The 19,971-nt window shown below is 61.4% G+C and carries 21 protein-coding genes; 13 read left to right on the forward strand and 8 right to left on the reverse strand.

What is annotated here, in order from left to right; all coding sequences use genetic code 11:
* Positions 1-75: 75 nt before the first annotated feature.
* The 3 genes from VGU25_01520 to VGU25_01530 form a co-directional block, all read right to left on the reverse strand.
* Positions 76-531 carry a hypothetical protein gene (locus VGU25_01520; GenBank protein HEV2575863.1) on the reverse strand — a complete coding sequence of 152 codons (456 nt, stop codon included), beginning with the start codon at positions 529-531 and terminating at the stop codon, positions 76-78.
* A complete protein-coding gene (gene dnaB, locus VGU25_01525) occupies positions 528-1,922 on the reverse strand; it encodes a replicative DNA helicase (protein ID HEV2575864.1) in 1,395 nt (464 codons plus the stop codon). Before dnaB ends, VGU25_01520 begins: the two co-directional genes overlap by 4 nt.
* 170 nt (positions 1,923-2,092) lie before the next feature.
* Positions 2,093-3,268: an alanine--glyoxylate aminotransferase family protein gene (locus VGU25_01530; protein HEV2575865.1), complete on the reverse strand. Its 1,176-nt coding sequence runs from the start codon at positions 3,266-3,268 to the stop codon at positions 2,093-2,095.
* A gap of 70 nt (positions 3,269-3,338) precedes the next feature.
* Between VGU25_01530 and VGU25_01535 the strand changes: the two genes are divergently transcribed.
* On the forward strand, positions 3,339-3,821 hold the full coding sequence (locus VGU25_01535) for a GatB/YqeY domain-containing protein (GenBank protein ID HEV2575866.1): 483 nt from the start codon (positions 3,339-3,341) through the stop codon (positions 3,819-3,821).
* A gap of 1 nt (position 3,822) precedes the next feature.
* Here VGU25_01535 and VGU25_01540 read toward each other — a convergent pair whose 3' ends face one another.
* Together VGU25_01540 and VGU25_01545 are read right to left on the reverse strand one after the other, a co-directional pair.
* A complete protein-coding gene (locus VGU25_01540; protein HEV2575867.1) occupies positions 3,823-5,226 on the reverse strand; it encodes a hypothetical protein in 1,404 nt (467 codons plus the stop codon).
* An 18-nt stretch (positions 5,227-5,244) separates the two neighbouring features.
* Positions 5,245-7,203 carry an amidase gene (locus VGU25_01545; GenBank protein HEV2575868.1) on the reverse strand — a complete coding sequence of 653 codons (1,959 nt, stop codon included), beginning with the start codon at positions 7,201-7,203 and terminating at the stop codon, positions 5,245-5,247.
* 81 nt (positions 7,204-7,284) lie between these two features.
* Here VGU25_01545 and VGU25_01550 point away from each other — a divergent pair, with 81 nt between their 5' ends.
* Positions 7,285-8,727, forward strand: coding sequence for an APC family permease (locus tag VGU25_01550; GenBank protein ID HEV2575869.1), 1,443 nt, complete (start codon positions 7,285-7,287; stop codon positions 8,725-8,727).
* The gene (mutM, locus tag VGU25_01555; protein HEV2575870.1) at positions 8,720-9,547 is read left to right on the forward strand and encodes a bifunctional DNA-formamidopyrimidine glycosylase/DNA-(apurinic or apyrimidinic site) lyase; all 828 of its coding nucleotides are present in this window, start codon (positions 8,720-8,722) and stop codon (positions 9,545-9,547) included. Before VGU25_01550 ends, mutM begins: the two co-directional genes overlap by 8 nt.
* Positions 9,548-9,585: 38 nt before the next feature.
* Here the strand turns inward: mutM and VGU25_01560 are convergent, their stop codons facing one another.
* On the reverse strand, positions 9,586-10,557 hold the full coding sequence (locus VGU25_01560) for an ROK family protein (protein HEV2575871.1): 972 nt from the start codon (positions 10,555-10,557) through the stop codon (positions 9,586-9,588).
* A gap of 130 nt (positions 10,558-10,687) precedes the next feature.
* The gene (gene sthA, locus VGU25_01565; GenBank protein ID HEV2575872.1) at positions 10,688-12,082 is read right to left on the reverse strand and encodes a Si-specific NAD(P)(+) transhydrogenase; all 1,395 of its coding nucleotides are present in this window, start codon (positions 12,080-12,082) and stop codon (positions 10,688-10,690) included.
* 134 nt (positions 12,083-12,216) lie between these two features.
* Here sthA and VGU25_01570 point away from each other — a divergent pair, with 134 nt between their 5' ends.
* From VGU25_01570 to VGU25_01605, 8 genes are all read left to right on the forward strand, one after another.
* The gene (locus tag VGU25_01570) at positions 12,217-12,825 is read left to right on the forward strand and encodes a thiamine phosphate synthase (protein HEV2575873.1); all 609 of its coding nucleotides are present in this window, start codon (positions 12,217-12,219) and stop codon (positions 12,823-12,825) included.
* Positions 12,826-12,893: 68 nt separating this feature from the next.
* On the forward strand, positions 12,894-13,262 hold the full coding sequence (locus tag VGU25_01575) for a hypothetical protein (GenBank protein ID HEV2575874.1): 369 nt from the start codon (positions 12,894-12,896) through the stop codon (positions 13,260-13,262).
* Positions 13,263-13,305: 43 nt separating this feature from the next.
* Entirely contained in the window at positions 13,306-13,857 is a 552-nt protein-coding gene (locus VGU25_01580; GenBank protein HEV2575875.1) for a DUF177 domain-containing protein, read from the forward strand.
* 100 nt (positions 13,858-13,957) lie between these two features.
* Positions 13,958-14,143, forward strand: a complete 186-nt coding sequence (gene rpmF, locus VGU25_01585) for a 50S ribosomal protein L32 (protein HEV2575876.1) — start codon at positions 13,958-13,960, stop codon at positions 14,141-14,143.
* 103 nt (positions 14,144-14,246) lie between these two features.
* A complete protein-coding gene (gene plsX, locus VGU25_01590) occupies positions 14,247-15,332 on the forward strand; it encodes a phosphate acyltransferase PlsX (protein ID HEV2575877.1) in 1,086 nt (361 codons plus the stop codon).
* 141 nt (positions 15,333-15,473) lie between these two features.
* A complete protein-coding gene (locus VGU25_01595; GenBank protein ID HEV2575878.1) occupies positions 15,474-16,130 on the forward strand; it encodes an SRPBCC family protein in 657 nt (218 codons plus the stop codon).
* Positions 16,131-16,176: 46 nt separating this feature from the next.
* Positions 16,177-17,385 (forward strand): zinc-dependent alcohol dehydrogenase, encoded by a 1,209-nt coding sequence (locus tag VGU25_01600; GenBank protein HEV2575879.1) that lies wholly within the window; start codon positions 16,177-16,179, stop codon positions 17,383-17,385.
* Positions 17,386-17,502: 117 nt separating this feature from the next.
* The gene (locus VGU25_01605; protein ID HEV2575880.1) at positions 17,503-17,802 is read left to right on the forward strand and encodes a DUF5076 domain-containing protein; all 300 of its coding nucleotides are present in this window, start codon (positions 17,503-17,505) and stop codon (positions 17,800-17,802) included.
* A 64-nt stretch (positions 17,803-17,866) separates the two neighbouring features.
* On the opposite strand, the gene VGU25_01610 is transcribed toward VGU25_01605, so the two are convergent.
* The gene (locus VGU25_01610; protein ID HEV2575881.1) at positions 17,867-18,127 is read right to left on the reverse strand and encodes a hypothetical protein; all 261 of its coding nucleotides are present in this window, start codon (positions 18,125-18,127) and stop codon (positions 17,867-17,869) included.
* 179 nt (positions 18,128-18,306) lie between these two features.
* Between VGU25_01610 and VGU25_01615 the strand changes: the two genes are divergently transcribed.
* Together VGU25_01615 and coaE are read left to right on the forward strand one after the other, a co-directional pair.
* Entirely contained in the window at positions 18,307-19,275 is a 969-nt protein-coding gene (locus tag VGU25_01615) for a bifunctional 5,10-methylenetetrahydrofolate dehydrogenase/5,10-methenyltetrahydrofolate cyclohydrolase (GenBank protein HEV2575882.1), read from the forward strand.
* A 3-nt stretch (positions 19,276-19,278) separates the two neighbouring features.
* Positions 19,279-19,941: a dephospho-CoA kinase gene (gene coaE / locus VGU25_01620; protein HEV2575883.1), complete on the forward strand. Its 663-nt coding sequence runs from the start codon at positions 19,279-19,281 to the stop codon at positions 19,939-19,941.
* Positions 19,942-19,971: the final 30 nt, after the last annotated feature.

Here is a 19,971-nt window from a genome sequence, read left to right on the forward strand (position 1 = left end):
ACGCGGCGCATGAGGTCTTCAAAGCGCTGACCACGCCTGGGCGTGAAGATGCGCGTCGTGATGACGAGGGAGTCGTTAGACGTCTGTCGCAAACGGGATGGTCAGAGGCAGCAGGTCGGGCGGCATCCAGCGTGTGTGGGCGTCGAGTGAGTTGAAGACATCGAAGCCGTAGTATCGTTCGTGCAGCTTGCTTTGAGTGCCGAATTTCGCGCAGTTGCGCTGGACAGCTTCGTGTTGCGAGATGCCCGTTTGTCCTCGCATTGCTTCGGCGACGATGGCCAGCCAGAAGATTGTCAATGTCTCGTGATACGCGCCGATGGGCCTTCCGCGCGCGAGGAGATAGTTGCGGATGGCGGCGCGGGTATGCGGCAATACGGAGTCGCCGTAGCGTGCGAGATACACGCTTGCCATTGCGATGTGCGCCTGGTGGGTCCACTCGTCGGCCGGCAAAGAGCCGTCTTCGAAGGTGCTGAGAAAGGTCTCACATTCCTCCGGCCCGATGAGGTACGAAGGTGCGGACTCGTTGCTCAATATGCGTCTCCGCCGGTTTCGCCATGCATGGTGTCGAGGTTCTCGAAACGCGTGAAGTCGGCGATATAGGCCATTTGAATGGAGCCGGTGGGGCCGTTACGCTGCTTCGCGATGATGATCTCGGCTTTGCCTTTCAGGTCTTCGTTCTCGCGGTCGTAGTACTCTTCGCGATGAATGAAGGCGACCACGTCGGCGTCCTGCTCGATGGAGCCCGACTCGCGCAGGTCGGAGAGCAGCGGCTTCTTGTCGCCGGTGCGCTGCTCGCTTCCACGCGAGAGCTGCGAGAGCGCGACGACGGGCACGCGCAGCTCTTTCGCCAGTGCCTTGAGCCCGCGAGAGATGGAGCTGACCTCCTGCGTGCGGTTCTCGAACTTTTTCTGCGACGAACCGGCGGAGCCCGTCATGAGCTGCAGGTAGTCAATGACGATGAGGTCGAGACCGTTTTCCTGCTGCTGGAGGCGGCGCGCTTTGGCGCGCATCTCTGCAAGGGTGATGCCGGGCGTGTCGTCGATATACATCTTCGAGCCCATCAGGCGGTCGAGTGCGGAGATGAGCTTGCCGCGGTCTTCGCGCGGGATGAAGCCGGTCTGGAGCTTGCGCGAGCCGACCATCGCCTCGCTGGCGAGCATGCGTCGCAGCAAAGACTCCTTCGACATTTCGAGCGAGAAGACAGCAACAACTTTGGCGTCCTTTACGGCGCAGTTCTGCGCGATGTTGATCGCCCATGCCGTCTTGCCCATCGAAGGACGTGCGGCGATGATGATGAGTTCGCCGCTCTGCAGGCCCGAGGTCATCTTGTCGAACTCGATGTAGTGGGTGGCAAGACCGGTGATCTCGCGGCCTTGCTCGTAGAGCGCGTCGATCGACCCAAAGCTGTTCGCGACGATCTCAGGGATGTTCGAGAGGCCGCGCTGAATGGCAGAATCGGCGACATCGGCGAGCTTGGCTTCGACGTTGTTGAGGACGGTCGTCGCGTCCTCAGCCTGATCCGCTGCGGCGGCCATGCCCTCGTTGAAGATGCCGAGGAGCTGCCGCAGCAGGCTCTTGTCCTTGATGATGCGGACGTAGGATTCGATGTTGGGGTGGCGCGGGATGCCCTCGGTAAGGAAGGCGAGGTATGCGGGGCCGCCGACTGCGTCGAGCTCCTTGCGCTTGCTCAGCGCCTCCATCACAGTGATGGTGTCGACCGCGTGGCCAACGGCCTGCAGCTCGAGAATGGAGCGGTAGATGCGCTGGTGCGAATCGAGCAGGAAGTCTTCGGGACGGAGTTTTTCGGTGGCGTCGACGATCGCGACGGCGTCGAGCAGCATCGCTCCCAGAACCGTGACCTCAGTCTGCACGGATGCGGGCAGACCGTCGTTCAAGGACATGGGAATGGGTTGGGCGGCCATGGATTTCGAGGAGCTCCAGAGGAAGGTAGCAACTGTAAGTCTAAAAGTGGGATGACCAAAGTTGGGCATGCCAAGTGTTGTTAAGTTCGAGTCCCAGTGTGGAGAGCGAGGAAAAGAGGACACAAAAGGCGGCAGCCTGAGCTGCCGCCTTTTCTTGCTTCTGTTGAAAACTACTTCGCCCGCTCGGCGAAGACCTTCTGTGCGGCGATGAGTCCGTCGCCGAACTTGGCGCCGAGCTGGGGAAGGCTCTTGACGACCACCTGCTCCAGCGCACCGATGAGCGCGATGGTGTCGAGATAATCGAAGAAGCCCAGGTGCGCGATGCGGAAGATCTGGCCCTTCATCTCGCCCTGACCGTTGGTGATGATGGCGGCGAAGCGCGACTTCAGCTCCTTGACGATGACACCGGAGTCAACGCCTTCGGGCGCGTAGACTGCGGTTGCGGCGGCTCCGGGGCTGACAGCGTTGAACAGCTTGAACCCCAGCGCTGCGAGCGCGGCGCGCGTCATCTCGGCGATCACTTCAGCGTTGGCGACGAGCTTCTCGCGGCCCTTCTCAAGATTGCCGTCGGCCTGCGCGGCAATCCAATCGAGGGCAGCGCCCAGGGCAGCGATCAATGCCACCGCAGGTGTGTAGGCGCTCTCGCCGGTCTTCGCATTCTTGCGCTCTTTGCGGAGGTCGAAGTAGTAGCGCGGATTGTAGGTGGATTCCATGCGGTCCCACGCACGCTGGCTGACTGCGAGGTAGCTGAGGCCCGGCGGAATCATGACCGCTTTTTGGGAGCCGCCGATCAGGACGTCGACGCCCCAGTGATCCATATCCAACGTCGAGGTGCCGAGGCCGGTGATGGCGTCCACGATCAGCAGGGCCTCGCTCTTCTGCTGTTTGAGCAGCTTGGCGACGCCCTCGACGTCATGGCGAACTCCGGTCGAGGTCTCGTTGGCCTGCATGAAGACGGCGCGTGTCTCCAGCTTCAGCGCGGCTTTCACTGCCTCGACCGTGAAGGTCTGGCCGTAGGGAGCGCTGACAATATCGACCTCGCAACCGAAGGCCTTTGCGAGAGCGGACCAGCGCTCGCCGAACTTGCCGGCGGTGAGCACGAGCACGCGGTCACCGGGCGAGGTGAGATTCGAGACCGATGCCTCCATGGCGCCGGTGCCGGAGCTGGAGAGAATGATGACGTCGTTTTTTGTGCCGACGAATTCCTTGAGCTGCGAGAGAACGCGTTGGAAGAGCGCGCGGAACTCCGGCGTGCGGTGATGGATGTCGGCCGCAGCCATCGCGAACTGCGCGGCGGGGAGAAGAGGTGTGGGACCCGGCGTAAAGAGGCGCGTCTTACGAATCATGCTTTTATTTTATAGAGACCAGAAATACCCGCACATTGATAAGCTGGAGAATTGGGATGAAGGAGACGAGATGCCAGAGATCGCAGAGCGCGTGAATAAAGACATCATCACCGCGATGAAAGCTCGCGAAGAGCACAAGCTGACCGCGTTGCGCATGGTGAAGTCCGCATTGAGGGCCAAGGAGATCGACAAGCGCGAGCCTCTGACCGCGGCGGAAGAGCAGAGCATTCTGACGACGCTGCTGAAACAGCGGCGCGAGTCCGTGGAGCAGTTCACGAAGGGAGGGCGGCCTGAGCTTGCGGCGAAAGAAGAGGCCGAGATTGTGCTGATTGAAGGCTACCTTCCGAAAGCGGCCGGTGAGGATCAGATCCGCGAGGTGGTCTTTGGAGCCATCGATCAGATCACGAAGGACAATGGCGGCACGCGGCCGGGGCCAAAGGACATGGGCGCGGTGATGAAGGTTGCGCAGCAGCGAAGCCTGGCCAGTGGAATTCGCGTTGACGGCAGGGTCCTGAGCGACATGGTGAAAGCGGAACTGGCCAAGGGAGCCTGATTCAGCGAACGCGAAAGCGGATGAAGAACTGTCCCGCTGTCGGCCGATCACCATAGGCGGAACGCAGCGCAGCAGGCGCACGATATGCCGTCACTTGTGCACCGGGCGCGACGAGAAGGTGCTGCCCGACTGCGAAATTGTGGTCGTATCCGAACGTGAACGCGGCCACGTGCCCGAGCGGCGACTCCACAAAATTGTTTGGCAAGGGAGCACCTGGCGTGAGCAGCAATTCATTCGAACGGCCTGCATTCTCCATGCGCGTCCAGACGTAGTTGCGATGCGCAAAGCGCAGCAGAGCCTCGAGGAGATAGCTGTTTTCTTTGCTGTTGTCTGCGAGGGATCGTGTACGGCCCCACAGCAGAGTAGTGGACAGATCGGTTTTCGGCTCAGGCGCCATCTGCATCGGCATAGTTGAAGTGGCAGCCTTGGTTTGTGCTTTGGTGCTGCCGACCATATCCATGCCAGGCATGTTGGCCATGCCATTCATTTTCATCGGGGACGCCGGTTGAGAACGAAAGGTGTGGTGATACATCACGCTCGCGGTTTGGCGTTGCTGGTCCTCATGCGGGTAAAGAGCCTCAGGAGACACAATGTGCGCAATGGAATACTGTCCGGTCCAGTCTGACGCAGGCGAAATCGTCACGCGAGACGAGACTGAATCGATGGCATGACCGTTCGGCGACGGCGCGAAGTGCCAGCGCGCTTCGGCGGGCTCGGCGCCATGAAAGCCAGACAGTTCCAAACGCACCCAACGATATGTGAGACCGCCGGTCAGGACACTGTAGGCAATGTGAGTCGAGTCCTCCTGATGATGACCGAGCGCGGCAATCGGATCTTCGCTGGCCGACAGCCGGTGCGGGTACGCCGTCGGGCCAATTGCGGGATCCCCTACGGGCGCCGCGTAAAACGAGAAGAGTGTGTTCGACGAGAGCTTCAGATCGTAGAGCGCGGCCAGCTCCATGAAGAAGTTGTGCGGATGCTGACCGTCGATGATGGGCGAGCCGAACGCGGTCTCTCCCTGCTGAAACAGCTCCGGGTAGTTTCGATTGTGCACCGTCGCAGGCTCCAGCGAGAGCATGGTGCGCAGGGTGATCCGGCCGCGACTGCCAAGCGCATGCTGCGTCATCGGCATGATCCAGTTGGTCGAAAAGAATGTGTCGCGGTTGCGAGGCGACTGCGCTTGCTGCTGCGTGTCGGCTGCAAACGCGTTCGCGTGCAGCATCAAACTCCATCCAGCGTGCTTGCCCATCCACATCGGGACAGGCGTGCTCGCGGGCTCGATACTTGTGCCCGACGAGTCGTGCTGCTCGATGGCATCAACCAACGTGTGCGCGGACATGACCTGCTGGCCGCTCGCAGCAAACGCGGCGGCGCACAGCAGACCCGTAATGAGACGCAGCAGCACAATCCCTCTTGCTGACGATTACACAAGCTTCGGCCGAAGCGCCATGAAGCCAGCCTTCTGCTGGTAAGCATTTGCGAGCGCACAGGCCTTCGCCTCCTCATACAGAGGCGCAAGGAAGGTGATCGAAACCGGCGTCCCGGGGCCGCCAACGTTGTTCATCGCTCCCTCTTCGGTGCTGGCCGGAGGCGGAGCGTCATCGCCCCGGATTCCGTTCGGAACGATCACGGCGGGCTGTCCGCAGAGGTTTGTTGCGGTGAGCTGAGTTCCACCGCTTGGAGCGACGATGACGTCGAATTTTGTGAACAGGTCATGCATCTGCGCGATGGCCAGCGTGCGTGCGCGCTGCGCCTGGATGTAATCGACCGCCGGAGTGAAACGCGCTGTGCGGAACTGATTCGGCCAATCGAAGGGCTTTTGTCCGGTGAGCAAAGCATCGCGACCGGAGAGCGTAAGTTCGTCGAATGCCGCTGCGGCCTCTGAGCTGAGGATGCTCAGCAGTGCGGAGAAGTGGAAGTCCGGCAGTTCACAGGGAGTGAGCGTTAAGCCCATTGCGCGCAGTCTGTCGAGAGTCGCCGCGTCATACTTTGCGTCATACAGCCGCCGCTCAAACTGGGCTTTGTGTTCGTTCTCGCGCTTCGAGCGTTCCTCGTCCGACAGAGTTGCAATCTCATCCTTCGGGAGTGGTTGCAGCACAGGTGTGTCAAACGCAGACTTGATATAGCCCACGCGAAGCTTGCGCACGTCGATCGTCAGGTCGGCATTGAAGGCTCCGGCGTGCACGCTGAGGTCCTGGCCGTCAGGGCCGGAGATCGCGTGCAACACCATCGCGCAGTCCTCTGCTGAGCGCGTAATCGGCCCGATTTTATCCATCGACCACGAGAGCGCCATCGCCCCCGTTCGCGGCACGCGGCCAAAGCTCGGTCGCAAGCCCGTCGCGCCGCAGCGCGTTGATGGTGAAGAGATCGAGCCGAGTGTCTCGGTTCCAATCGCAAAGCCGAGGCAACCGGCCGCCACGGCGCTTGCTGAGCCTGCGGAACTTCCGCTTGAACCTTGATGCGGATTCCATGGGTTCCGCGTGCGGGCGCCAAACCAGAGATCGCCTTGCGCGAGCGCGCCCAGAGTCATCTTGGCGACCAGCACCGCCCCGGCTTCATCCAGACGCTTCACAACTTCAGCATCGTAGTCGAACTGCTGATGCTCAAAACCGGCAGCGCCCCATGTGGTCGGGTAACCTTTCACGGCCAGGAGATCCTTCGCGCCCCACGGAATTCCGTGCAGCGGGCCTCGATCGTGACCACTGGCGAGTTCGCGATCCGCCTGCGCCGCCTGCTTCAGCGCACGCTCGTCGGTGTAGGTGATCACGAACTTCAGCAGTGGGTCGTAACGACGCAGGCGCGCGAGGTACATCTTCGTGAGCTCGACTGACGTCACCTTACGCTGGCGCAGCGCGACACCAAGCTCGCGCACGGTTGCAAAGGCCCACGCCTCGCTTGCAATATCCGCGTCTTCGCGTGCGCTCTTCGCCTCGGCAACGATCTTCGCGATGTTCGGGGCCGGTCCGAGCCGCAGCGGTTGCGGCTGCTCAACCGGCGGAGGATTTGTGCCCGCGGGCACGGGATTCGTCATCGCGACTGGCGCGACACCATTCGCGAGATGAAGTTCGCGGACGCGCAGCGCACTGTTCCGCTGCGATAGAAGACCGTCCAGCATCATCTGCTTTTGCTCATCAGTGATGTGGACCGCAGCAATCACGGCGGCAGCGTCGATCATCGCCGGAGTGATGGCCGGCCAACCGCGCAGATCTTCGTTGCCCGACTGCGGCGGCCGCGATCCTGAGGCTCCGGCAGCCTGTGGTGTCGACGCGAGCGCCAGCAGTGCTCCGGGAAAAAGTGTTTGGCCAAGGCCGGCCGCAGCGCAAACAGAGAGCAACGTGCGGCGGTTGAGCGCCACAGGGGAACCTTTCGATGAAGTCAGCATGCGTGAAATTATTGCATCCACACAACGAAGGCTCATCCTTTCTCTGCCTGAACATCGACGATTTTGTGCGACGATGCTCGGATGAGCGAAGCAGAACTGGAGACGCACGCCGCGGACGAGCCGCCGCAGGAGCATCATCTCCGGCGGCAACTACGGCTTCGTGATCTCGTTCTGGCGCAGGTTCTCACCGTTGTCGGGAGTTCATGGGTTGGGCTCGCTGCAGGTCTCGGCCGCGCGCAGACGCTCGTCTGGCTGCTCGCGCTGGTCAGCTTTTATCTGCCGATGGCGGTCGCGGTCTTCTATCTGAATCGGTCGATGCCGCTAGAAGGCGGCCTGTACGTGTGGGCGCGCCGCGCCTTCGGTGACGCGCTCGGATTCATGACCGCGTGGAACATCTGGCTGTACGCGCTCTCCAGCATCGCCACAATCCTGTTTCAGATTCCGAGCGAGATGTCCTACATGATCGGGCCGTCGGCGGCCTCGCTGCCGGAGAGCCATACGTTTGTGTACTCGCTGCTTGGCGTCATCGTCGCCTTGCTCGCGTGGACTGCCGTTCGCGGACTCTCGCTGGGCAAATGGATTCACAACGTCAGCGGCGCGTCGATGATCCTGGCTTTCGCGCTGCTGATTTTCGCGCCGTTCTGGGCGCTCCTGCATGGGCACCCGGTGCACTTCGCACCGTTCACCTTCGCGCTGCCGCACTCTGACAAAGAGTCGCTTGCATTGATCGGCCAGATCCTCTTCGCATCCTCGGGACTCGAGTACATCGCCATACTTGCGGGCGAGACGCACTCACCTGCACGCGACATCGGACGCAGCGTCGTGATCGCGACGCCAATCGTCTTTGCGATGTTTATGCTCGGCACCGGCTCGGTGCTTGCCTTTCACAATGCGAATCCAAGTGTCGCGATCAACTTCGTGGCGCCGATCCCGCAGACACTTCGTCTCGCGTTTGCGGGCAGCAATGCTGCTACGCTGCTGGCCCGGTTCTCGATTCTGCTGCTGCAGATTCGAATCCTCGGCGCCTCCAGTTATCTCTTCACCGGAGTGACGCGCCTTCCAATGACGGCAGGATGGGACCACCTCGCACCGCGCTGGTTCACGCGGCTGCATCCGCGCTTCCAAACGCCGGCAAACTCCATCTACTTCACGACCGCGATCGTGGCAGCCATGCTGGTCTTCGGCTCGCTTGGGGTTCGCGCGGCAGAGGCGTTCGATGTGCTGAACAATGCTTCGACGGACTTCTACGTGCTCGCCTACATAGCGATGTTTGCGATTGGCTTCTTCGGGCCGCATAACCTTCGCCGTCAGTTGCCCGGTTGGGCAATTGCGTGGTGCGGTCTGGGCGCGCTGACCTCGATACTCATTTTCATCCTGAACGCCTACCCTTTCGTACAGGTCGCGAGTGGATTGGGTTTCGCCACGAAAATTTTGGGCACGATCATCGCAGCCAACGTCATCGGCTATGTCTTCTATCGCCGCGCGGCCAATCAATCACTTCGAGCATCGAATATCCGTGCCTGAACTCCCCGAAGTCGAAACCGTCGCCAATGGCGTGAACGCGCGAGTCCGCGGACAGCGCATCGTGCGTGTGTGGACCAGCGGCAAGCCGCAGACGTTCAAGTCGCCGGAGGAGGAGATCGCCCAGGCGCTTACGGGCGCAACCATCGAACGCGTGCGCCGCGTCGGCAAGTCGATCGTCTTTGACCTTACCCGTGCGAAGAAGCCAGCGCCGCAGTTCCTTGTCCATCTCGGCATGACCGGCCGCCTGCTGGTGTCGCAGCCTGAGGTCCCGCTGCCGCCGCACACACACGCCATCCTCACGCTGGCTGACAAGCGCGAGATCCGCTTCGTCGACCCGCGGCGTTTCGGCCGGCTCTCTGTGGTTCCAATCACACGCCAGGAGCCTGAAGGTTACAGCGGCCCCGGAAAGGAACCGACCACCATCTCCGCGGAGGAATTCGCGCAGCTCTTTCGCGCGCGCAAGCTGGCCATCAAGGCGGCTCTGCTGAATCAGTCAATCCTGCATGGCGTGGGCAACATTTATGCAGACGAGAGCCTGTTCCGCGCCGGCATACGTCCTCGCCGCGCTGCAGGACGCCTGACCCGCGACGAGCTCACGCGGCTGCACGCCGCATTGCAGCAGGTGCTGGCGCATGCGATTCAACTCGGAGGCTCATCGGTCTCAGATTACGTGGACGCTGACGGGGTGCGCGGGTTCTTCCAGCTCGAACACAAAGTTTATGGCCGCGCCGGCCAGGATTGCACTGTCTGCTCCATACCGCTCAAGAAGATCACTGTCGGCGGACGCACGACGGTTTATTGCCCGCACTGCCAGCATTGAGTTCGCTCACTCATGAGCGAGCGAATCAACAACGGGCGTCAGCAACGATCCACGGCCTGCTCTGCCGCAACCGCCGCACCCACCACGCGCGTCGTCTGATCGTCATCGACGATCTCCACCGAATAGCTCTGCAGCGGACTCATCTTGACCATCTGGTGCAGATAATCCTTCAGCATATTCAGATCGAGGAAGCGAACGTTATACCCGGTGATGTAGAACTTCTTCGCGCCAGCCTGATGAATGACGGTCGCAGTTCCTGCTGCCAGCGCCTTGTGCCACAGGTGCTTGAACTCCACGCAGCGCGCATTGCTCCTGCGGTTGGCCGCCTCGAAAACCTCTTCGGGCTCCATATCCAGGAACCGCAGACGCATCGCGCGGTGGCCCATGATGCCCTCCAGGTGGCCGCGCCCTCCGCAACCGCAGTAGTTCTCCTTGTCGTCGAGAGTGACGACGGTGTGTCCACCCTCCCACACGCCTTCCATGAACGGATAGCACCCATAGCCGATGCCTGTGCCGATGGTCCAGACGCGCACCTGCTGCTCCAGCTTGCCATGCCGCGAAGCGAGACCTGCCGCCACAGCGTCCGCATCATTGAGAATGGTAACGGGGGCTTTCAGTCCGCGCGACTCAAGCCCGGAAGCAACCAATTCCTGGATGCGTGCTCCCTTGAGCTGCGGCAGATTCGGCGCCTCTTCCACCACGCCATTGCGAATCATTCCCGGGAGCGCGACGCCGACAGCCTTGATCCTCGATTCGTGTCCTTTTGCGGCCTTCAACGCCAGATCGCAAATGCCTTCGACGAGCGATTCCGTCGGGAGCTCTACAAGCGAATCATCCTCGTCGGAATCCTGTGGAATCGGGCCTGGCGGATACGACAACAGATCGCCCTGAACCTTGTGATCGATGGCTAACCCGGCGTAGAGACGCTCGGCCACATTCACGCCAATCGCTTCTACAGGCTCGCTGTTTGCGGCGCCGGTTACCTTGCCCGCCCTGTCGCGTTCTGCCATCCTCCGGCTCCTCCGGGCTTTTGGCCCTGGTGTGCGCTCGAGAAAACCAACATCGCCTAAAACAAGTGAAACTAGCTTGTTGCAGGAACCGTAGTCAATCGCCTCCGGCTCCTTCTGCCTCAGAACTCCGCTAATCCAGCTTGGAGACGCGGTTCAAGCCGTTGAACGCAGCAACCTTATAGCACTCCGCCAACGTCGGGTAGTTGAAGACCGTGTCGACGAAGTATTCCAGCCTGCCGCCCAGCGCCATCACTGCCTGTCCAATGTGCAGGAGCTCGCTTGCACCTTCGCCGATGATGTGAACACCTAAAATCGAGTGGTTCCCGCGATGAAAGATCAGCTTCAGACGGCCTGTCGTATCGCCGCGAATCTGTCCGCGTGCAATCTCGCGATAGTACGCCACGCCGACTTCATACGGCACATCCTCTTCTGTCAGCTGCTCTTCCGTCTTGCCGATGAAGCTGATCTCAGGAATTGTGTAGATGCCGTAGGGGTAAAAGCTTGGGTTTGAAACGATCGTCTGGTCGCCGAATGCGCGCGCCGCGGCAATCCTTCCCTGCTCCATGGAGACTGACGCGAGCGACGGAAATCCAATCACGTCGCCGACCGCAAACACGATCGGCTGCTTGGTGCGGAAGTCCTTGTCCACTGGAATGCGTCCGCGCGCGTCTGCCTCAATGCCCGCCGCCGAAAGGTTCAGCTCGTCGACGTTGCCTTGGCGGCCAACCGCGTAGAGCAGCGCGTCCCCTTGAAGCTTCTTCTTCGACTCGAGGTTCGCGACGACAGAGCCTTCGCTCTCTTCAACGGACTCGACCTCTTCATTCAGTCGCATTGTCACGCGAGCGTCGCGCAGGTGGTAGCTTAGCGCTTCCACAATCTCCTGATCAGCAAACTCGAGCAGCCGTGGACGGCGCTCGATTAACGTCACTCTTACGCCGAGCGCAGCGAACATGCAGCAGTACTCCACGCCGATGACGCCGCCGCCGACAATAATCATCGTCTTCGGCAGGTTCGCGAGGTTCAGCACCTGGTCCGAATTCACAATCGTCGTGCCGTTGATCGGAACTTTGGGCGAGCTCGCCGGCTTTGTTCCCGTCGCAATGATGACGTTCTGGCCCTCGTAGACTGTCTGGCCGCGCGTGTTCGTCACCTTCACGTGTGTGGGGTCTTCGAAGCTTGCAACGCCGGTCAGCACCTCGACGTTATTGCGCGAGAGCTGCGCATCGGTGACATCGACTTCTGTCTTGATCACGTGCTGCACGCGGAAGGCGAGATCGGCCATCGTGATCCGCTCCTTCACGCGATAGTTCATGCCATAGATCGACTTGTAGTTGTAGCCCGAGAGATGCAGCACGGCTTCGCGCATCGTCTTCGACGGAATCGTGCCCGTGTTGATGCACACGCCACCGACCACCTCGCGCGCTTCAATCAGCGCAACTCTCTTGTTCAGCTTGGCGCCGTAAATTGCGGCACGCTGACCTGCCGGTCCGGAGCCAATGACGATGAGGTCGTACGGATTGGCCATAACGTCGTTGCGCTCTCCTAGGAGGAAACTCACCGGCGCACCACCTGAGGGTGCAAGTTCCGGCTCTGCCGCTGTCTATCATAGCCCTCTCACGCAAAAGGGCCAGCGCTGCCGTACGAACGCTACACTAAAGGATGCTTCGATGCGCGATCACGGACGGCACTGCATCCAGTTTCGTGAACTCCGCACAGATTGAAGCGCTGCAGAATCGTGTGCGGCGTTGGGCCGCCGATGGCATCGATTTCATACAGCTTCGCGAAAAGCAGCTCGACAGCGGTGCGCTGTTCGCACTCGCCGATGCCGCGCTCCGCACACTTCGCGATATGAATTCGTCAACGAAGCTGATGATCAACGCACGCGCAGATGTTGCGATCGCCGTTCGTGCACGTGGCGTCCACCTCACCTCGCGGCCCGATGAACTCGCACCGGAACAGGTGCGCGAGCTCTTTATACATGCCGGCCTTCCCGCACCAGTCGTCGGCATCTCCTGCCACACGGCGGACGACATTCTCCGCGCGCGCGGCAGCCGCCCCGATTACGTACTTTTCGGGCCGGTCGTCGAGAAACGCATCGACGGCGAGCTTATCGCCGCAGGGGTCGGCGTCGACGTCCTTCGTCACGTCTGCACACTGGCTCATGACATTCCGGTGCTCGCGCTGGGCGGGGTTACAACCGCCAATACCGCAGCAATTCTCGCGGCTGGCGCGGCCGGAGTCGCCGGAATTCGTCTCTTCGCGCGCTAGCCGACCCTGCTACACTGCCCCACAACTCCACGGCCTCCCACAATCTCATCGCAAGGACGACCAATCGCATGGGTCGCAGCATTCTCGCACTGCTCGCCGGCTTCATTGCAGAGCCTCTCCTCGTCGTGGCGGCTGACTGGATCTTCGCCCGGGCTCATCCCGGCGCCTTTACTCCCGAGGGCCACGTGGCCGGCACCGCCGCCATTGTTGTACTGATCTATGTCCAGGTGATCAACGCGATCTCGGGCTACATTACCGGCCGCATCGCACCGCAAAGGCCTGCCCTGCACGCCTTCATCCTGGGCATTGTCGGATTCGTACTGTGCGTCATTGTGTCTGCGTACTCCTGGAACGCGCAGCCGCACTGGTATCTGCTCGGCGGAATCCTGCTCGCCATCCCATCTACGACGCTGGGCGGGTATCTCGCCGGGCTTTGAAGCGAAGCAGCCCTGCTCTCCGTGAGAAAATAGAGGCAGGCCCATGCTGATCACGCCTCTTCAACTCGCTGACGAATCCCTTCCACTCAACGAGAGCCTTCCGGAGGGCGCAGTCGACTACGCGCCCGGCGTCCGCCAGATCGGCCCGCTCTCCCTCACCGGCAAGGCCGAGCTTATCGTCGAGCACCGCGGCCCGCGGGAGTTTGTCGAGGACATCCGGCTCCGCGCGCACTTCGAAGGCAGGTTCGAGCTGCCCTGCGCCCGTTGCCTCGAGCCCGTCCAGATGCCGCTTTCAGGCGATTTCGACCTCATTTACCGGCCTGCGAGCGTGGAAACCGAGGCCGGCGAGCACGCGATCACCGAAGATGAGACCGAAATCGGTTATTATGAAAAGAGCGGCCTTCTGCTGGAGGACGCCGTGCGCGAGCAGGTGCTTTTGAACCTGCCCTCCCGTGCGCTCTGCCAGCAGGAGTGCAAAGGGCTTTGCCCGAAGTGTGGCGCCAATCGCAACACGGCCGAGTGCGGCTGCGTTGAAGAGCAGACAGACCCGCGCTGGAGTGCCTTCAACGGGCTCACCTTCAGCAATAAGGCCTGAGCGCCAGTTCTTCGGAGCCTAGGCCGCCCAGAGAATTTGCAACACTAAGTTTCGCCGTCGGCGCTAACCCGCTGCGGCTGTTCAGTTTGAGAGGTTTTCCATGCCTAATCCGAAACGGCGCCACAGCAAGCAGCGCACCGCCAAGCGCCGCAGTCACGACTTCCTAACCCCGACCGGTGTCTCCACCTGCCCGAACTGTGGCGAGCCCAAGCGGCCTCACACGGTCTGCGCCAAGTGCGGCGAGTACAAGGGCCGGGCAGTCGTAGCAGCCAAGAACGCCGAGTAAGTCCATCGAGATAGCATCTCCCGAGGCAATGGCAGTGGCTCACATCTCCTTTACACTCCGCAGTTAAGGTTCCAGCCAGGCTCTCTAAAGAAGCTCCGAGCGCATGCCAATCGACATCGTTCTCGATGCCATGGGGTCCGACAAGGCCCCCGACCCTGAGATCCGCGGGGCGATACTGGCTGCCCGCCATCTGGACGTCCGCGTCCACTTGGTTGGCCCAGAGGATGTTCTGCGCCCGAAACTGCGCGCGGCCCTCAAAGAGGATGGCGACCAGAGTGGCGGCCCTCTTCCCAATCCACTCGAAGCCCTTGAAGCTCTGGTCAACCAGAACGGCCGCAAGCGCAAGCACCGGCCGGCGGTTTTCCTTGTCCAGGCCAGCGAGTGGATCAGCATGGAGGACAAAGCCGCACTCGCCGTCCGCTCCAAGCGCGACAGCTCCATGCGCGTCGGCCTCAAGATGGTCCGCGAAGGACGTGCCGGCGGATTCGTAACCGCCGGCAACACGGGCGCCGCGATGGCGACCGCCAAAATGGTGCTCGGCTCTCTTCAGGGCGTCGACCGCCCGGCGCTGGCAACTGTGCTGCCCACCACCGCAGGCGCTCCCTGCGTGCTTCTCGATGTGGGCGCAAACGTCGACTGCGATGCCAACAACCTGCGGCAGTTCGCTGTGATGGGCCACATGTATGCCAAGGACGTCCTGCATATCTCCAATCCGCGCCTCGGCCTGCTTTCCATCGGCGAAGAGGAGACCAAGGGCAACAATCTCACCCGCGATACCCTTCCGCTGCTCCGCGAGCTCGGCCTGAACTTCATCGGCAATGTCGAAGGTCGCGACCTCTACAACGGCCGCGCCGACGTTGTTGTCTGCGACGGCTTCGTCGGCAATGTCGCGCTTAAAACCAGCGAAGGCGTTGCCAAGTTGGTAACGACCTCACTTCGAGAGAGCCTCAAGGCCACGGTCACGGCGCAGATGGGCGCTCTTCTCAGTCGCAAGGCCTTTCACAACTTCAAGAAGCGCATCGATTACTCCGAATACGGCGGAGCCCCGCTGCTGGGCGTGCGTGGCGTTTGCATCGTCGGCCATGGCAGTTCCAACGAGCGCGCCATCATGAACGGCATCCGCGTCGCGGCCGAGTTCGCTCTCGCCGACGTCAATCATGCGATCGAGAGTGCCCTGGCTCCCCGCTGAATCCGTCTTTCTCGTTTCATCCCATGCAAGATACTTCCAGCATCTCCTACCAGTCTGAACTGGAGAGGCATCGCCCTCATGCGACCTGCCGTCGTAGACATGAACGCGCCGTAACGTCGGCGCTGCGATGGGGGTCTCTGGATGCCGGAGCATGTCAGCCGTCTCGATTCCGCACTGCCTGAATTTCCGGCAGCCGAAGGCCGTGGAGCGATTTTTTCGCCACTCGCGCAGGACACTCACGAGCACAGGATGCGAGCCCACACCGTGCAGACCATCGGGGTCGATGCACAGACCCTGTACGAGCTCTGGAAGAATGTCGCGCTTGCTCCACGCTGGATGGAATATGTCGTCTCCGCTGAGCCGAAGAGTGCAAAGCTGACTCACTGGGTCCTCGGAAATCCTGAAGAGCCGAACGGCCGCCGTCTTGAATATGACACCGAGATTGTCGAAGAAATCCCTGGCGAGAAGATCTCCTGGCGTTCCATCGACTCCTCCGTCAAAGAAGCCGGCGAGGTCCTCTTCCGTCCGGCAATGGGTGACCGCGGCACGGTCGTGGTCCTGCAGGAATCCGCCAACATTCCCGGCGGAAGCCTCGGCATGGCGGCAGCCGCAGTCGCGAAGCGCTCGCCACGCCAGATCGTCATCGAAGACCTTCGCCACTTCAAACAGCTAGCCGAAGCCGGCGAGATACCCACCGTTGATCGCAATCCGCACGGTCCTCGCGGTTTCATCGGAAGCCTCAAGGAGCATCTGTACGGCGAAAACAACCCCACGCCACCGGGAACGAAGGTCCACTGAGAGGATCAACCACGCGCAGTTTTAGCCGAGCAGCAAGGGAGAGCCAATGAAAGCAGTCTGCTGGATGGGAACGGGCGACATCAAGGTCCACCAGGTCCCCGACCCTGAGATCGTCAATCCGCACGACGCGATTCTTCGTGTCACCCGCACTGCGATCTGCGGCTCCGATCTCCACCTGTACGACGGCTATATCCCGACCATGGAGGCCGGCGACGTTCTCGGCCACGAGTTCATGGGCATCGTCGAAGAGGTTGGCCCCGAGGTCAAAAACCTCAAGCGGGGCGACCGTGTCGTCGTTCCCTTCACCATCTCCTGCGGCAGTTGCTTCTTCTGCAAGCGCCAGCTCTGGAGCCTGTGCGACAACACCAACCCTAATGCCCAAATCGCTGAAACCATGTACGGCTACTCCGGCTCGGCGCTGTTCGGCTACTCGCATATGTATGGCGGCTACGCCGGAGGCCAGGCGCAGTACGTACGCGTTCCGTTCGCAAACGTGGGCCCGATCAAGATCGAGAACGACCTTCCCGACGAAAAGGTGCTCTTCCTCTCCGACATCTATCCCACCGGCTACATGGGCGCGGAGAACGCGAATATCCAGCCGGGCGATACCGTCGCTGTCTGGGGCTGCGGTCCCGTTGGCCTGTTCGCCATTGCCAGCGCCTACATGCTCGGCGCGGCGCAGGTCATTGCCATCGATCGCTTCCCCGAGCGCCTGAAACTAGCACGCGAATACTGCGGCGCCATCACCATCGACTACACCGACAACGACGTTGTCGTCGTCGAAGCGCTTCGCGATCTCACCGGCGGCATCGGTCCTGACTCCTGCATCGATGCGGTCGGCATGGAGGCTCACTCCCACACACTCATCGGCATGTACGACAAGGTGAAGCAGGCTGTCATGCTCGAGACAGACCGCCCCTTCGTCCTCCGCCAGGCCTTCCAGGCCATTCGAAAAGGCGGCACGCTCTCCATACCCGGCGTCTACGGCGGCGCGCTCGACAAGATGAACTTCGGCGCGGCGTTCGGCAAGGGTATTCACATGAACATGGGCCAGACCCACATGCACAAATATTTGAAGCCGCTCCTCAAGTACATCGAGGACGGCAAGATTGACCCAAGCTTCCTGATCTCCCACCGCGTCGGCATCGAGGAAGTCCCCGACATGTACAAGATCTGGCGCGACAAGAAAGATCAGGTTACGAAGATCGTCATCGATCCCTGGCGGGATCAGATCGGCGACAGAATTGCAGCGTAGTCCCCCCGCAAGAACGCTGCTGCTACCAAGGCCCAGGACAGTAGCTCCTGGGCCTCCTTTTTTCTCTGCCATCCCTCTCTGGCGTTCGCAACTATGATGGAGCCAGGACTTTCAGCCATGCCATCTGCCAAGAATCTCGAGCCACCTCCGGTTGCAAAGCGTGACGCAGCTTCCTTCGAGCTTCTGCGCGTCTGGATTGCCGAACAGGGCCAGCACGTCAGCCTGCGCTCCGGCGTGTGGGAAGACCCGTTTGCATGGGGAATCGTGCTCGCCGATCTGGCGCGGCACATCGTGCACGCCGAGTCGCTCGCGCGCAAAGACCTCGATCAGGAGGCCTTTTTCAAGCGCATGCTGGAAGGATTTGAAGCCGAGATCGAATCGCCCACCGACGATCCTGAAGGCCAGCTCACACAATAGAGCGATGCGTCCGCGCGCGCCGACAGCACAGGACGCACGCAATGCGTCATCCCGGCGCGCAGTATTACATCACCCTCGCCACGCGCTCCAGTTCTTTCTGAATGTGTTCCGGCTTGCACCCCATACCCTCGATCGTCGTGGCGACATGACGCGCCTCCTGCGAGGAGATGCCATAGCCGCGCCCGCTCAGAAAGCTGGTCACAATCTCTGCTGCCTGGAAAGAGTCCAGGCCGTTCTGCAAAAGCTCACTGCGGAGTCCCATCAAATCCGACGGGGTAAACTTCTCCGCGGTTAAACGATCGTCGTAACGGTCGAAATCACTCACTGCGCCACTCCCTTCGAGCTACCTAGAATCCCTAGGGGTACAGCGGCCCGACAGCCAATAGAGACTTAGAGCGAAAATCGCACGCCCGAGTTGTAGGCGAACCATCGAAAACACCGCGTTACTAGCGGGTTTCACGCATTCTTTGAGTGGCATCAAACTTGCTCGCGTATCCTTCCTGTATGCAGTCTGCTCTCTCTGCCGCCCGTGTTCTGGATGGCATCGCCATCGCCGCCGAGATCAAGTCCGAGGTCGCTCGCGACGTAGAACTCGCCCGCCGCTCCGGCTACACTCCAGGCCTCGCCGTCGTTCTCGTCGGTGACAACGCCGCTTCGCAAATTTACGTCCGCAGCAAGATCAAGACCTGCGGCGAGCTCGGCATCCGCTCCGAGATGCACACTCCGCCCGCCAGCATCACCACTGAAGAGTTGCTCGCGATCGTGCACTCGCTGAATTCGCGCGACGATGTCGATGGCATTCTCATCCAGCTTCCACTACCTGATCATGTCGACACCAGCCTCCTGCTCGAGGCCGTCGATCCGCGCAAGGATGTCGATGGCTTCCACCCCATCAACGCCGGCCGTCTGCTCAGCGGCGCGGCCATGGACACCGTGCTCGCTCCCTGCACGCCCGCGGGCATCATGGAGATCCTCAAGCGCAGCAACATTCCGATCGCCGGCGCCGATGCAGTCGTCGTCGGCCGCTCGAACATCGTGGGCAAGCCCATCGCCTCGATGCTCATCAACGCCTCCGCGACCGTTACCGTCTGCCACTCGCGCACACGCGACCTGCCCAAGATCACGCGCGAGGCCGACATCCTCGTCGCCGCCATTGGCCGCGCAGGCTTCGTGCATCGCGACATGGTGCGCCCCGGCGCCACCATCGTCGACGTCGGCATCAACCGCCTCACGGGAGAAGCCGAGTTCTCGCGCTTCTTCCCGCCCGACCACCCGGACCACATCATCCGCAGACAAGGCTTTGAGAAACGTGGCTCCACAGTCATCGGCGACGTCGACCCAGCAGCGTTCGCCGTCTCCGGTGCCTACACGCCAGTGCCCGGTGGGGTCGGCGCGCTCACCATCGCCATGCTGATGTCCAACACCGCGAAAGCCGCGCGCCTGCGCCGCAACCTGCCGGCGCCTCGCCACTAGCTCATGCTGCGCGTCGGTCTCACCGGAGAACTTGGCAGCGGCAAATCCACCGTTGCGCGCATGCTTGCACAGCACGGCGCCGTCATTCTCTCTTCCGACGAAATGGGCCGCGCAATGATGCAGCCCGGCCACGCTGCATTCGACCAGATCGTCGAGCACTTCGGCACCAGCGTCCTGAACGACGACGGCACGCTCAACCGTCACGCACTCGCGAAGCTCGCCTTCGACCCTCACGCCCCGCGCGTCGAAGAGCTCAACGCGATCATCCACCCTGCCGTGATTACCGCTCAGGCCGAACAGATTGCCGAGCTCGCCCGAACCCAGCCGCACGCTATCGTCGTCATCGAATCCGCGCTCATCTTCTCTACGAAACATGCACCCGGCCGCGGTTGGCGTGACCGCTTCGACTGCATCCTCCTCGTCACCGCGCCCGACGACATCAAGATTGACCGCTTCATCCAGCGAACCTCACCGGGCGCCGCAGAACTCCCGCAACTACGCGAAGACGCCCGCCGGCGCCTCCAGGCACAGCGCGCCTCGATCCCTGACCAAATTCCGACCTACAGGCTCGAGAACGACGGCACACTCATCGAGCTCACTCAACGCGTCGACGCGCTCTGGTCCGAACTCCAGCAACTCGAAGCCCGAACCAGAACGCTTGCGTAGCTAACTGCGTTATCGCTATGTCCTTGCCAC

The sequence above is a fragment of the Acidobacteriaceae bacterium genome, assembly GCA_035944135.1.
Lineage (GTDB): Bacteria > Acidobacteriota > Terriglobia > Terriglobales > Acidobacteriaceae > Granulicella.

What these genes read in the sequence shown, in the direction of transcription:
- dnaB (HEV2575864.1), bottom strand. Translation starts at nt 1,922, where the DNA reads ATGGCCGCCCAACCCATTCCCATGTCCTTGAACGACGGTCTGCCCGCA.
- VGU25_01530 (HEV2575865.1), bottom strand. Translation starts at nt 3,268, where the DNA reads ATGATTCGTAAGACGCGCCTCTTTACGCCGGGTCCCACACCTCTTCTC.
- VGU25_01535 (HEV2575866.1), top strand. Translation starts at nt 3,339, where the DNA reads ATGCCAGAGATCGCAGAGCGCGTGAATAAAGACATCATCACCGCGATG.
- VGU25_01545 (HEV2575868.1), bottom strand. Translation starts at nt 7,203, where the DNA reads ATGCTGACTTCATCGAAAGGTTCCCCTGTGGCGCTCAACCGCCGCACG.
- VGU25_01550 (HEV2575869.1), top strand. Translation starts at nt 7,285, where the DNA reads ATGAGCGAAGCAGAACTGGAGACGCACGCCGCGGACGAGCCGCCGCAG.
- VGU25_01560 (HEV2575871.1), bottom strand. Translation starts at nt 10,557, where the DNA reads ATGGCAGAACGCGACAGGGCGGGCAAGGTAACCGGCGCCGCAAACAGC.
- sthA (HEV2575872.1), bottom strand. Translation starts at nt 12,082, where the DNA reads ATGGCCAATCCGTACGACCTCATCGTCATTGGCTCCGGACCGGCAGGT.
- VGU25_01570 (HEV2575873.1), top strand. Translation starts at nt 12,217, where the DNA reads ATGCTTCGATGCGCGATCACGGACGGCACTGCATCCAGTTTCGTGAAC.
- VGU25_01575 (HEV2575874.1), top strand. Translation starts at nt 12,894, where the DNA reads ATGGGTCGCAGCATTCTCGCACTGCTCGCCGGCTTCATTGCAGAGCCT.
- VGU25_01580 (HEV2575875.1), top strand. Translation starts at nt 13,306, where the DNA reads ATGCTGATCACGCCTCTTCAACTCGCTGACGAATCCCTTCCACTCAAC.
- rpmF (HEV2575876.1), top strand. Translation starts at nt 13,958, where the DNA reads ATGCCTAATCCGAAACGGCGCCACAGCAAGCAGCGCACCGCCAAGCGC.
- plsX (HEV2575877.1), top strand. Translation starts at nt 14,247, where the DNA reads ATGCCAATCGACATCGTTCTCGATGCCATGGGGTCCGACAAGGCCCCC.
- VGU25_01595 (HEV2575878.1), top strand. Translation starts at nt 15,474, where the DNA reads ATGCCGGAGCATGTCAGCCGTCTCGATTCCGCACTGCCTGAATTTCCG.
- VGU25_01600 (HEV2575879.1), top strand. Translation starts at nt 16,177, where the DNA reads ATGAAAGCAGTCTGCTGGATGGGAACGGGCGACATCAAGGTCCACCAG.
- VGU25_01605 (HEV2575880.1), top strand. Translation starts at nt 17,503, where the DNA reads ATGCCATCTGCCAAGAATCTCGAGCCACCTCCGGTTGCAAAGCGTGAC.
- VGU25_01615 (HEV2575882.1), top strand. Translation starts at nt 18,307, where the DNA reads ATGCAGTCTGCTCTCTCTGCCGCCCGTGTTCTGGATGGCATCGCCATC.
- coaE (HEV2575883.1), top strand. Translation starts at nt 19,279, where the DNA reads ATGCTGCGCGTCGGTCTCACCGGAGAACTTGGCAGCGGCAAATCCACC.